Annotated in this window: 13 protein-coding genes; 8 read left to right on the top strand and 5 right to left on the bottom strand. The window is 33.1% G+C overall.

Translation table 11 applies throughout. The annotated features are described in order from the left end of the window. Positions 1-8 precede the first annotated feature (8 nt). On the top strand, positions 9-572 hold the full coding sequence (locus M9897_07975; GenBank protein MCO5268816.1) for a DUF4924 family protein: 564 nt from the start codon (positions 9-11) through the stop codon (positions 570-572). Here M9897_07975 and ychF read toward each other — a convergent pair whose 3' ends face one another. Next, on the bottom strand, positions 573-1,670 hold the full coding sequence (gene ychF / locus M9897_07970) for a redox-regulated ATPase YchF (GenBank protein ID MCO5268815.1): 1,098 nt from the start codon (positions 1,668-1,670) through the stop codon (positions 573-575). Between the two features lie 339 nt (positions 1,671-2,009). Here ychF and M9897_07965 point away from each other — a divergent pair, with 339 nt between their 5' ends. From M9897_07965 to M9897_07935, 7 genes are all read left to right on the top strand, one after another. Further along, positions 2,010-2,798 (top strand): formate/nitrite transporter family protein, encoded by a 789-nt coding sequence (locus tag M9897_07965; GenBank protein MCO5268814.1) that lies wholly within the window; start codon positions 2,010-2,012, stop codon positions 2,796-2,798. 116 nt (positions 2,799-2,914) lie between these two features. Beyond that, the gene (locus tag M9897_07960) at positions 2,915-3,373 is read left to right on the top strand and encodes a transcriptional repressor (GenBank protein MCO5268813.1); all 459 of its coding nucleotides are present in this window, start codon (positions 2,915-2,917) and stop codon (positions 3,371-3,373) included. A gap of 6 nt (positions 3,374-3,379) precedes the next feature. Further along, entirely contained in the window at positions 3,380-3,736 is a 357-nt protein-coding gene (locus M9897_07955) for an STAS domain-containing protein (protein ID MCO5268812.1), read from the top strand. Further along, positions 3,733-5,007 carry an adenylosuccinate synthase gene (locus M9897_07950; protein MCO5268811.1) on the top strand — a complete coding sequence of 425 codons (1,275 nt, stop codon included), beginning with the start codon at positions 3,733-3,735 and terminating at the stop codon, positions 5,005-5,007. Before M9897_07955 ends, M9897_07950 begins: the two co-directional genes overlap by 4 nt. A 24-nt stretch (positions 5,008-5,031) precedes the next feature. Next, positions 5,032-6,609: a hypothetical protein gene (locus tag M9897_07945; GenBank protein ID MCO5268810.1), complete on the top strand. Its 1,578-nt coding sequence runs from the start codon at positions 5,032-5,034 to the stop codon at positions 6,607-6,609. Positions 6,610-6,625: 16 nt separating this feature from the next. Next, the gene (locus tag M9897_07940) at positions 6,626-7,273 is read left to right on the top strand and encodes an alpha/beta hydrolase (protein ID MCO5268809.1); all 648 of its coding nucleotides are present in this window, start codon (positions 6,626-6,628) and stop codon (positions 7,271-7,273) included. Between the two features lie 196 nt (positions 7,274-7,469). Next, a complete protein-coding gene (locus M9897_07935) occupies positions 7,470-9,767 on the top strand; it encodes a CAP domain-containing protein (GenBank protein MCO5268808.1) in 2,298 nt (765 codons plus the stop codon). Here the strand turns inward: M9897_07935 and M9897_07930 are convergent, their stop codons facing one another. From M9897_07930 to M9897_07915, 4 genes are all read right to left on the bottom strand, one after another. Beyond that, entirely contained in the window at positions 9,768-10,664 is an 897-nt protein-coding gene (locus M9897_07930) for a YihY/virulence factor BrkB family protein (protein MCO5268807.1), read from the bottom strand. It abuts the gene before it with no gap. Next, a complete protein-coding gene (locus M9897_07925; GenBank protein MCO5268806.1) occupies positions 10,657-11,583 on the bottom strand; it encodes an ABC transporter ATP-binding protein in 927 nt (308 codons plus the stop codon). The genes M9897_07930 and M9897_07925 overlap by 8 nt, the downstream gene beginning before the upstream one ends. After that, on the bottom strand, positions 11,583-12,005 hold the full coding sequence (locus M9897_07920) for a hypothetical protein (protein MCO5268805.1): 423 nt from the start codon (positions 12,003-12,005) through the stop codon (positions 11,583-11,585). Before M9897_07920 ends, M9897_07925 begins: the two co-directional genes overlap by 1 nt. 264 nt (positions 12,006-12,269) lie before the next feature. After that, positions 12,270-13,403, bottom strand: coding sequence for a glycosyltransferase (locus M9897_07915; GenBank protein ID MCO5268804.1), 1,134 nt, complete (start codon positions 13,401-13,403; stop codon positions 12,270-12,272). Between the last annotated feature and the right edge of the window lie 336 nt (positions 13,404-13,739).

Genomic DNA, 13,739 nt, shown 5'->3' with positions numbered 1-13,739 from the left:
TTCTATACATGTTAATTGCACAAGAACGATTTGAAAGCAATATTGCAGAATACATCATTTACATGTATCAAATCGAAGATTTAATGCGCGCTTATACCTTTGATTTAGACCAGATAACAGAAAACATTATTCAGCCTCAAGTTAAAGAAGATGAAGATATTCAACCCATAATTTCTTGGTATGAGGAAATCATTGAGGAAATGAATTCTAGAGGACTTCAAAAAAAAGGTCATTTATACCGAGTGGGGGAAGTTATGACCGAACTAATATATCTGCATAAAATGTTAATGGAAGTGGCTCAAGATGAACAATATATACATCTTTTAAGTCATGCAGAAGAAAATGTTAAAGCCTTCAGAGATAAAAGTGATTTGAAAGACAATCATTTGGTGGAAATATGCTTCCAAGCACTCTATCTAAAACTTTTATTGAAATTAAAAGGCTCTGAAATTGGCAAAGAAACTGAAAAAGCACTTGACACAATGCGAGAAGTTTTAGCTTATCTAAGTAATGCATATCATATGATGAAATCAGGTGATATGAGTATGTTTGAACCGAAAAAAGAAGATTAATTACACATTAAATCGGAAGTGCATAATATCTCCATCTTGCACGATATACTCCTTCCCTTCTACGTTAAACTTCCCTGCTTCCTTTACAGCAGTTTCTGAACCATACTTAATAAAATCTTCATACTTCATAACTTCGGCACGAATAAATCCCTTTTCAAAATCAGAGTGGATTACACCTGCAGCTTGTGGTGCCGTAGAACCAGCATGTACAGTCCAAGCACGTACTTCTTTTACTCCTGCTGTAAAATAAGTGTCTAATTTTAATAATTTATATGCTGAACGAATTAAACGATTCACTCCGGGTTCAGTTAAACCTAGTTCTTCCAAAAACATTTGACGTTCTTCATAGGTTTCTAATTCCATGATATCTGCTTCAATTTGCGCTCCAATTATAAGCACTTCTGCATCTTCATCCTTAACAGATTCTTTAAGCTGATCTACGAATTTGTTTCCATTCTTTACTGAAGCCTCATCAACATTGCAAACATACATAACAGGCTTTACAGTAATTAAATGCATATCGCGGATCATTAGCATTTCTTCCTCTTCCAAATTCAAGGCACGAACAGATTTCCCTTCTTCTAAATGTTTTTTAATGCGTACCAATAAATCATACAATCTCTTAGCATCCTTATCCCCAGTATTTGCTGCCCTGTTAACACTTTGTAGTTTTTTCTCTACTGTTTCTAAATCTTTTAATTGCAATTCAAAATCAATAACTTCCTTATCTCTTACAGGATTGACACTACCATCTACATGAATAATATTATCATTTTCAAAACAACGGACAACATGTAAAATAGCATCTGTTTCACGAATATTTGCCAGAAATTGATTACCTAAACCTTCTCCTTTAGAAGCTCCTTTAACCAAACCAGCAATATCAACAATCTCCATGCTTGTAGGAACAACACGTTCGGGGTTTACCAAGGACTCCAACTTCTCCAATCTTGGATCAGGAACAGATATCGTTCCTACATTTGGTTCAATCGTGCAAAATGGAAAGTTTGCAGATTGAGCTTTTGCATTTGATAAACAATTAAATAAAGTTGATTTTCCAACATTTGGTAATCCTACTATTCCACACTTTAATGCCATTTCTTAAAATTTGTGCAAAAATAGCCATTTTAACTTAATCTTAGGCTAATGTGCTGAAAATTGATTGATTTTTATTCAAAATTGTCCCCCTCCTATACCTTTCGGTATACACAGGACGACTTTCAGTTGATTATTAACTTCTTTCATAAATACAAAACAGATTTCAGATTAACCAGTATTCCACAAACAAACATTTCCAACTAGTAGAACATATAAGTAAATCATTTTTAAAAATGATTTATATCATTTTTTACGCTATTTCTTTAAGAAAATAACCCTGATTTTTTGTAATTTAAGACATATTTGTCTTAATTATGACAATAACTATAAAACTACATTATGGATTACGTAAACCCAAGCGAACTTGTTGACAATCTATCAGAAGCAGGTAAAAATAAAACGGAATTAAAACTTTTAAAAATCTTAATTAAAGGGATTTTATCGGGTGCATTTCTTGGTTATGCCACAACTCTTGCCTACACAGGTGCCACTCAAACAGGATGGGATATTATTGGAGCATTAATTTTCCCTACGGGATTTGTTATGGTACTTTTATTAAATCTTGAACTTGTAACCAGTTCTTTTGCACTGATTCCTCTTGCAGTAATGAGAAAAAAAGCAGCGATGCTCCCAATGTTTCGAAACTTCTTGTGGGGATTTACAGGTAATTTATTAGGTAGTTTGCTTTATGCGTTTATGTTTGTGATATATATAACCAAATATGGTCATGTTGATATTTCAACTTCATTACTTGCTCAAAAAATTATAGCAGTAGCCGAAGGCAAAACGCTAGTTTATAAAGAGCTTGGAGGAGATGGATACATAGTTATGTTTGTTAAGGCGCTATTATGCAATTGGATGGTTACTATGGGTGCTGTTATGGCATTTACCTCCAAATCAACAATTGGGAAGATAGCAGCTATTTGGTTACCCATCTTCATCTTCTTTGCGCATGGATATGAGCACGCAGTAGTTAACATGTTTGTCATTCCTACTGGTATGATGCTAGGAGCCGATATATCATTTTCAGATTGGTGGGTATGGAATCAAATAGTTGTTACTATAGGGAATCTAACAGCTGGAGTTATTTTCACAGCATTCCCTCTTTACTATATCACAAAAAAGTAGTATTTTAAAACAATACTTCAATCTTCATATCTTGTGCATAACTTGTTTATTTTTCACAAAAAATAAGATTCCACATACTACAAAATACTTAATTTTGTCTTTTAAGATGATGCCGTATGGAAGACGTACAAGAAACTGTAAAAAACATATTTTCAGCATATCTGGAGAAGAACGGACATAGGAAGACACCTGAACGTTTTGCTATCTTGGAAGAAATATATAGTTATGGAGGGCATTTTGATATAGAATCGCTATATATAAAAATGAAAAACAAAAACTACCGTGTTTCGCGTGCAACGTTATATAATACCATCGATTTATTATTAGCATGTAATCTAGTTAGAAAACATCAATTTGGTAAAAATATAGCTCAATTTGAGAAATCTCATGGATTTAAACAGCATGATCACGTAGTCTTAACAGATACAGGGGAATTGCTTGAATTTTGTGACCCTCGTATCCAAAATATAAAGTCAACCATTGAAGAACTTTTCGGTGTGAAAATCAACCATCATTCTCTTTATTTTTATGGAGAGCGTGTTAAGGACGATAAAAATGAATCCACTAAAAAATAAGAAGCCTTGAATTTTACATTTGATTTTGACATAGAATCATCCATTGGAATTATTTCACTTTCTGGAGATATTTTATCTAAAGATAAGGATGAAGAACTAATAGAACACGTAAAACAGAGAATGGATAAAGGTCAATTAAAATTCATCTTAAATATTGGTAGTGTCGAATATATTAACAGCAGCGGTTTAAACTTAATGTTAAAAGTATTTACTTACATTCGAAATCGTGGAGGCGAATTAGTTATTACACAACCCAATAAGATGGTTGCCGATCTTTTAAAAATTTCAAAACTAGATACAATTTTTAATATTACAGCAGATAACCAAACTGCTATTAAACAATTTAATGAATTAAGTAAATGAGTAAAGTAGATGTAATTTTAGGTATGCAATGGGGCGATGAAGGAAAAGGTAAAATCGTAGATGTTTTAACCCCAAAATACGATATTATTGCACGTTTTCAAGGTGGCCCAAATGCTGGACATACACTAGAATTTGATGGTATTAAACACGTCTTACACACTATCCCCTCAGGAATATTTAGAAAGAATATCCTCAATATTATCGGAAATGGTGTAGTAATTGACCCCGTTATTTTTAAAAATGAGATAGATAAATTAGCACCATATAATCTTCCTATTAAAGAAACTTTATATATTTCAAAAAAGGCACACCTCATTTTACCTTCTCATCGTTTGTTAGACCAAGCTTCTGAACAAGCTAAAGGAGTTGCTAAAATTGGATCTACTTTAAAAGGAATCGGTCCTACATATATGGATAAAACTGGAAGAAATGGTTTACGTGTAGGAGATATTTTTACCGATAATTTCAGAGAAAAATATAACACACTTGTTGATAAACATAAAAACATACTAAATAATTACCCTGGTTTCTCATACAATGTAGAAGAATTAGAAACTCCTTTCTTTGAAGGAATCGAGCTATTAAGAACTCTTACAGTTATTGATAGTGAGCAATTTATCAACGATGCATTAAAGGCTGGGAAAACAGTTTTGGCAGAAGGCGCCCAAGGGACTTTACTCGATATTGATTTTGGTAGTTATCCTTTTGTTACCTCTTCAAATACAATTACAGCTGGCGCTTGTACTGGTTTAGGTGTAAGTCCACACAAAATAGGTAATGTTGTAGGGATTTTTAAAGCATATTGCACGCGTGTTGGCTCCGGTCCCTTCCCTACAGAGTTAAATGATGAAGTGGGTGCCAAAATTCAAAAAGCAGGTTGGGAATTTGGAGCAACTACTGGCAGACCTAGAAGATGTGGTTGGATTGACCTTCCAGCTTTAAAATACGCCATCATGATTGACGGTGCAACTGAACTATCTATGATGAAGGCTGATGTGTTAGATGATTTTGATGAAATCAAAGTCTGTACACACTATCTGATAGATGGTAAAAAAGTGGATTATCTTCCATTCGATTTATCAGATTTAAAAGTAGAACCTGTATATGAAACATTAAAGGGATGGAAAACAGACATCACTAAATTGACTTCTTTCAAAGACGCTCCTCAGGCATTGAAAGATTATGTGAACTATTTAGAAAAACTACTAGAAATTCCAATTAAAACAATTTCTGTTGGACCTGATCGTTTACAAACGCTAGAAAACAAATAGTTATTGAAAAATAAGTTCAACATATTGAAAATTGCGCTTTTACTTGGAGGCGCATTTTTTTTCTTTTCTCCTATATTATGGAGTCAGGAATATATTGAGCTTTTGGAAGGGTCTGATGAAATAAGATTAGACGGGAAATCAGGTGATTATATCATAAAAGGAAACGTTGTTTTTAAAAAAGGAACTTCAAAACTTTATTGTGATTCGGCATATTACAATTTAGTCAACGATAAAATTCGAGCTTTTGGTAAAATACATCTTAATCAACAAGATACGCTCAATATGTTTTGCGATTCCATTCATTTTGATACAAAAAAGGAATATGCTAAGTTGTTTGGAAATGTAAGGATTCGAAATAATGAGTATAAACTAACAACTGACTCATTAGATTATGATTTAAAACGAAGTATTGGAATATATAAAAACAAAGGTGTTATCTCCAGTATCACCTCTAATGATGAATTGAGTAGTATAGTTGGCTATTTCTACCCTAAAAAAGAACAATTCAACTTTCGAAAAGATGTCATTTATAAGAACGATGATTATACTATAACAACTGACACTCTTCAGTTTAATGGGAAAAATAAAATTGCTCATTTTTTTGGCCCTACTTATATCACAGGTGATAGTATTAAAATGTATTGTGAAAAAGGATGGTATGATATCAATAAGGATATAGGGGTTTTAGAGAACAATGCCTATATAGATCAGCCGAATATATTTATCAAGGCCGATAGCTTATATTATTCCTCTATTGATAGTCTATACATTGGAAGAAAACGTGTTTCGATTATAGATACCTCTCACAACATCGGTTTTCAGGGAGATTATGCAGTAAATAATGGGAAAACCAAATATGCTTTTATTACGGGACATGCGCTTGCTAAACGTTTTGATGAAAAAGACACACTCTACATACATGCAGATACGCTACATAATTATACCGATTCATTAAATGAACCTACATTAATGTTGGCTTATAACAATGTGAAATTATTCCGTGGTGATATGCAAGGGGTTTGCGATTCACTTACCTACAACCGAAAAATTGGCGAAATGAATATGTATAAAGAACCTATTCTATGGGCACGAGAAGCACAATTAACAGGAGATTCTATTACTATTTTTGAGGAAAATGACCGCATCAAACAGGCATATATACGCAAACAAGGTTTAGTCGTCACACATGTAGATTCTACTAATTATTACAACCAAGTTGCAGGAACTTTTATGAATGCATATTTTGATTCTACAGAAATCCGCAAAGTAGATATTGAGTCAAATGCTAAAACAGTTTATTTTCTTGAGCAAGAAGATGAAAATGATTCTACGATTGTTGTATTACGAAAAGGCATGAATCGTATTTATGCATCCAATGTTACACTGCGTTTTAAAGAGGGTGACATTGAAACAGCAACCTATCATGATCACCCTGACGGGAAGATTTATCCTATGGACCAAATCGAAAAAACGGAAGAACGTGTAGAGTATTTTCGTTGGGAAATTAAAAAACGTCCCCTGAGCTGGCAACAAATAATTTTATCTCCGGAAGAAGAAAAAAACTATCGAAAGTTATATTTCAACTATTTCTATCCTCTTTAATGAATATCTCTACTCCATGAACTATCCTATATACATTATTAGCGGTATTGGAGCAGATGAAACAGCGTTCCAGTTGTTAGATTTTGGGGAAATCACCCCGCATTTTATAGATTGGATACCTCCTTTTTCAAATGAATCACTTGCGTCTTATGCGCGTAGATTAGCCATAGATAAAATCCCATCTTCTGAAAAACCTATTCTTATTGGACTTTCTTTTGGCGGTATGATAGCACTTGAGATTGCAAAAATCAGGGAAGTAGAAAAAGTTATTCAAATTTCTTCCATTCAAACCAAACAAGAGATTCCCACTTTCCAGAAAGTAATCGGAAAACTAGGACTCAGTAAAATTTTACCTTTAGCTCCCGTAGCGAGTCACAATCCATTTACGAATTATATGTTTGGGGCGACTTCCAAAAAATCCAAAGAGATTTTATATCAGATTCTTCGAGCTACAGATAAAACATTCCTAAGATGGGCGTTTGGTGCTATCTCTAAATGGAAAAATGAAACAATAAAAGAAAACGTTATTACCATCCACGGAACCCAAGATAAGATTTTCCCTTATCGATCTCAAAAATACACATACACCATTCAAGGAGGTGGTCACATGATGGTTTTAACCCATGCAGAAGAAATTTCAGAAATATTGAAAAGAATATTATAGTCTACTCTACTCCTTGGATATTTATACGTTCTTTATAAATGTACGACAGATTATTACATGTGTACGTTTTCTTCAAAACAAGAATAAAGGTTGATATCTATTTACGCCTCCACTCCTATTTTCTCTAAATTAATTTTAAATTTGTTTATCATTATATATGAAAAACAACAAATTAAATACATAACTGACTTCCTCTATGAAGAATAGAATCTTAGTTCTCCTATTGGTGATTTTGCCTGTAATAGGCTTTTCACAAGTATCTTCTAAAGATAAGAAATATCTGATTAAAGAACTTTCTGCTAAAATAAATAATCTAAGAGTTAGCAAAGGATTAAGTCCACTCTATTTTAATGATACATTAAGGAGAGCTGCTGAATACCACAGTAAATACATGGCACAGAACTTTATTTTAAGCAGTGAAGAAAAATCTGGAAAGTTTGCCACTCCAGAAAAAAGAATTCAAGCTTTTGGTGGTAGAGGTTACCAAGCTGTTGGAGAAAATTTATTTCAAACTGCCTCTTACAAATTCCCATTAAAAAAGAAAGATTTAGAACAAATAGTAAATTCTATATATAATGGCTGGTATAATTCTATCCCACACTATGCTAGTTTGGTAGAACCAGAATTTAATGTGGGAGATTTTGGGTTCAAAGCCAATGAAACAAAAGGTGTTGTTTTCGTTACCTTATTGATGGCAAAGAAAGGATATATTGTTAAGAATCAACTTTCGAACAATAGTTTTGGATTAGAATTAGCAGGAGATGGCTGTGAAAGTGATAGTAAAGAGTACACGAATCTTATGATGAATCTTGGAAATAGTCTTGTCATCGAAGGAAATGAGGTGATAATGTACTACCACAATATTGAAACTTTTAATGCAATTTTCTCTGGCCCAAACGATGGAGTTGCCATAGACTTGGTTTCTCCTAATCAAGTTAAATGTGGTACAGCCAATCAACTAGATGCATCTCCTATCTATGATGGAATTTTACTCAAACCATACTACAGAGATGAAATGTTAAAAAACAACCGTGCAGAGAGTGAATATAGAATTATTACTAAGGTAGGAGATATACCTGCAAAAATGAATGGGAAAGAATATTCCCCATCTCTCATTGTTATCAAAGACAATAAGGCTTGTAAATACTTCTGCCCTGCCATCATTCCCAAAAAAGATTACTCGTTAAAGAGGTTGACCCCAATTCTCAAAGATGTGGAGGTAGATTTAACAGATATTGGAATCATCCGTTCTACACTTGTGAGTTACAACTTCAACACGGACCAGGCTACATCTATTTCCTTGCCCAAAATTGACAAGAGCATAAAAAAAGTTCATTCAATTCAAATCAATTCATTTAGTTCTGTAGAAGGTGACTCTGCTAAAAATGCTCAACTTCATAATGCACGCGCCCAGTTTATTAAAAATCATTTGAAAAATGAATTAAGAGTATCTGACAATCAAATAAGGGTTATTGCTCGTGAAAACTGGGATTTAATGGCTTTTCAATTAAACTACTATATGTTGGATAATTTATCTAAATTATCCCATGCTGCATTTAGGAAATACCTTCCAAAGCGTGACTCTATCATTCCATGGGACTCATTGTTTTTTAACCAACGAAAATCAGATGCTATTATAAACTATTACGGAACTTATTCTGACGTAAAAGGGACTGAATCCTTTGCTTCTTTCAATTTAAGAACTGGAGTTATTATGGATAACCAAAATCTTGTAAATAAAGCTTTATATACGCTTTATAATGAGTCTGGATATGATTCAGATTTATTGTTTGAGGCACAAATCGTTGAGTACGTCCGAACTCATCCTGAAGTTGTGGCGAATTATGCAGCTTTAATGACAAGGAATTATGGATATGCTTCTCAAGCTGTTACTGAATTTCTATTTAATTGGCTAGATCGTTCTGATGAATTAGATGATGATGCGAAAAATAACCTATTAATTTTGTACACGCTTATTAGTGAATATTACATAGATAACTGGGATATCTCAACTCAACGCTTATCTAATGTAATTCACCCTCAGAAAATTGAAAAAATCATTCCACAGAACATAAAAGATGAAGTTTTATTGAACTTAAATTTAGCTTTTATTCAGTATTATGGACAAATTAATGATTCAAAAAACACTTCTAAATCATTCCAATATATCACTAGCTATTTTAAATTTCTTTCGTTTACTCCTGAAGATGACGCTAATTTGGCTCTTTTCTTTAATTATTGGAGTGCTTATAATGAAGCCGTGGAATTTTTACTTCCTCGTTTTGAGAAAGATGAATTAAATGAAGACGGAGTTTTTACCCTTGCACAAACAATGAATTATGCGAATTACGAGAGTGATTCAGAAATTTATTTAAATGTACATAAAAAAGCCGTTAGTTTAAATCCAACTCGCTGGTGTGAATGGGTAAATAAGGATTTTCAGGTAAAGCGTAACTTTTTAATCAAGAGATTATACTGCGAAACATGCAAATAATTATTTGGGCAAGATAGGATTTCCCGATTTCTTCGCATAAAACGACGTATAGGTTGCTCCAATAAAAATAATCTGAGAAGTATAAAATATCCACGAAAGAATTATCAAAATAGTTCCTGCAATACCAATATTATTAGCATAAAAATAATTTATTAGATAATAGTTGATGAGCAACTGACCAAAATATAGTAGAATGGCTGTAAAGAAGGCGCCAGTCATAGCTAGTTTCCATGATACTCTAGCATCATGCACATATTTAAATATCATCATAAATCCAATAAAATTGATAAAGATAATGGATAGATGTTCTATTAAAGATGAAACGAAACCTTTTTCAATCCCAATGTAGGAAAGCAATTCAGTACTGAAGGCTATCAGCAGCGATTGTGCAAAATAAAGGATAATGACTGTAGAAGCTAGTGCTGCCATTACACCAAAAGATATCAATCTCTTTAATAATTGGTTTAAGAAAGCGCGGTGTTTCTTAGTTATTTTAATTCCATAAAACACATTGATACTCTTACTAAGCGAATTAAACATAGCTGTAGAGGTAAATATAACCGCTATAATACCAATTGCTCTATAAAATGTGGTGCTTCCTCCTCCTAAACCTGCTTTATACATTAATTCGGTAAGTGTAGAAATATCAACAATTCCCATATTATTTTTAATGAGCTCACCTGCTATTTCTATAATCCTATCTTGCCCTACAATGAGTCCAAAGAAAGAGATAGCTAAATAAATAATCGGGATTAATGCAAACACGGCATAATATGCCAGAGCTGCTCCATGCATGAAACTGTCTCCTAATAAAAACTGTTGGATACTTTCTTTGCCAAGTTCAAATAATTCTTGCCAAGATAAACTTCTTCCTTCTTCTTTATTTTTGCTAAACATAAACCTTTTGTACAGATTCTAATTCAGAATCTGCATACAAAACTAATTCTTTTCCATTATCCAACTTAAAATAATTAGCATAAAAAGGACCTTTAAATAAAGAATGTGTCCATTTTACATCAATTTCAACCTTATCTACTGAAGATTCCAATGAATAATGATTTGGTCTAAATAATATCTGTTTATCCCCTACATACACACTATTGAGTTCTCCAAAATACCTCCCCTCATACAAATTCTTTGGATGATTATAGGCTTGTTGAGCTGTATATTTTCGGATTATTTTTCCATTTTTCATAAAAAGAATCTTGTCAGACCAAGACAAGGCTTCTACTCCGTTATGTGTAACCAAAACTACACCCATACCTCGGATAATCGCTAATTTGCGTAGGTACTCACCTATCTTTTTACTGAGATGCACGTCAAAATGAACAAAAGGTTCATCTAACAATAAGCATTTGGGCTCTTTTGCCAATGCACATGCCATAGTTAAACGTTGCTGCTCTCCTCCAGAAATATCTTTAGATGGAATATATGCTAAATCATCTAACTCAAATATGGACAATAATTCATCCGTAAATTGCTCTCTTAGTTCTAACGTAAGATGATGTAATTGATTGGCAATATTTTCACGAACTGTGAAGAAATCATCCATTTTAAAAATTTGATTCACCAATGCAATTTCAGGATGCCCAGGAATCAAGTTTTCCTTGGGACCATGAACCTCCTTATTTTCAAGTAGAATCCGTCCATTTTGAACGTCAAGCACCCCCGCTAAACATTTCAATAAAGTTGATTTACCGGCTCCACTTGGTCCAACAATACTTATAATTTCTCCTGGTTTGAGGGAAAAACTAACCTGCTCAAAAACTGATTTGTTTCCATACGAAAAACCGATATTATCAACTGTTAACAACATCAGATTAAAAATTTGGGGAAATCAAGAATATTAATATATACCCCTGCAACGGGATTTGTAAGAGTTTCTAATTCATCAAGAATGACATTTAAGGTGATTCCATTCTCGTTTTTATCAATAGTATAATCATTCACCAGACTTTCAGAACATGCCAAAGTAGTAGTCTGTTCTTGATTATCAATAAAATGAAACAAAATCATATGAGGAATAGCTTCACTAAATTGCTTTCCATCTTTTTCTCCTTGTAAGGTGTATGTAGCATTTTTTTCAATTCTAATATCTTTGAAATCTCCTTTAATATTCAATTCATCTTCCCAATCATATCTACGATTATTTTCAGACTCTCTACCTTCATGATGTGCCTCTGCAAATTCAGGAGAAAAATCATGATTTAACTTATAAAAATGTGCAATAAATTTCATATTACTAGATTTATAACAAAATTACATTTAAAAATACTATCTCAACAAGGGAGACTGTTGTGTTTTAAACGTGGAGATGTTAATTTAGAAAAAGAGAATTAAAAATCGGTTTTACCAGTACTCCATTCTGAAATCCTAGTATCGGCGTACACTCAATAGGCGTATTTACAAATAACACCTCCATATCTATTAGTAATGGGCCTATCACTATCTCCCACTTGACCTATTCGAAAGGGATTTACTTCCAATACTTTATATCTCAACTTATTCTTTTATTTGATTATATAAATCAAGTAGAGAGCGATTCAAGTGAGCCCATGAATATTTCTTTTTTTCTTCTTCAAAATTAACTCTAAATTTTTGCTCTAAATCATCATTGAAATAGGTGTCTATAGCTTGAGTAATGGCATCTATTTCTGGTTCCACAACGAATCCTATTTTTCCATCAGGTATCATTTCTGGGAGTCCTCCCACATTTGTAACCACCATGGGAGCATCAAATTGATAAGCTATTTGAGTCACTCCACTTTGCGTTGCATCTTTATAAGGCTGAACTACCAGATTAGCTAAACTGAAGAAATATTTTACTTCTGAATTTTTAATAAAATAACTGTATTGAAAAATGAATTCTCTAAGATTCAACTCATCAATCAATTTTTCATATTGTTCTTGATTGGAATAATATTCTCCTGCAATAATCAATCGTACACTACCTTTAGCTTTTGATTGTGCAAAAGCTTTGAGCAATAAATCTAAGCCTTTATAATCTCTAATAAGCCCAAAAAACATCATATATTTTGCCTCACTATCAACCTTTAAAAATTCGGCCGCTTCAGCCCTACTTACAGGTAAACCAAAATTATCAAAAATAGGGTGAGGTGTCAAAACGCGAGGTTTAACTGTATCAAATTGTTTTAGGTCATTTTGTACACTCGAAGCCATAGACACGAATGCATCAATAGGTTTCACAAAATATCTTGTTAACAACTTGTCTCCGATACGTTTTTCGTGTGGAATGATGTTATCTAATAGTGTAATTATTTTAGTTTTTTTATTCCGTTTGATACAGCGTAAAATCGTTCCCAGAGAAGGTCCCATAAAAGGCAACCAATATCTTGTCAAAACTAAATCAGGCTGCTGTTTTCTGATTTCTCTTCCTATTTTAATCCAATTGAAAGGATTCACAGTATTTACTTTTCTTATAATTTTAAGATCTGTAGGGGCTGGGTCTTCGGAATATTGTGTTTTTCCAGGGAAAAGAAAAGCTGGATATTGTACCGTAAATGTATAGATAACTACCTGATGCCCTTCGTTCTGGAGTTCAACTGCCATTCTTTCATTGAAGGAAGCTAAACCACCTCGAAAAGGATATGCTGGGCCGATAATTACAATGTTCATATTATTTATTAAATTAAGTCAAAGATAATTGTTTTACAAAACTAAGAGATGGATATGAGCAGACTATTTCCGCAGAATCCATTTATACTCTAAAATATATACTTTATAACCTGTTGTGCATTTAGAGTAAACCTCAGATTAAAATCATAGACCCAGACACTAATTCGTCCGTCGGGACGACAATACATAGAGATGGGAAGGCGGTCGGCAAAGCCGACCGATAGTCTCCCCTCACAATTTTCACCCCAAGAACCTTGGTTGCTCGGGGCCTATTTTTTTGATAAATCCTATTTCTTATATTTCTACAAATTCAATACAATCCATAATATAGCAGAA

The sequence above is a fragment of the Brumimicrobium sp. genome, from assembly GCA_023957385.1.
In the GTDB taxonomy this organism is placed as follows: domain Bacteria; phylum Bacteroidota; class Bacteroidia; order Flavobacteriales_D; family Crocinitomicaceae; genus Brumimicrobium.
The sequence above is the reverse complement of the archived record's forward strand: the minus strand, read 5'-3'. Positions and strand labels throughout refer to the sequence as shown.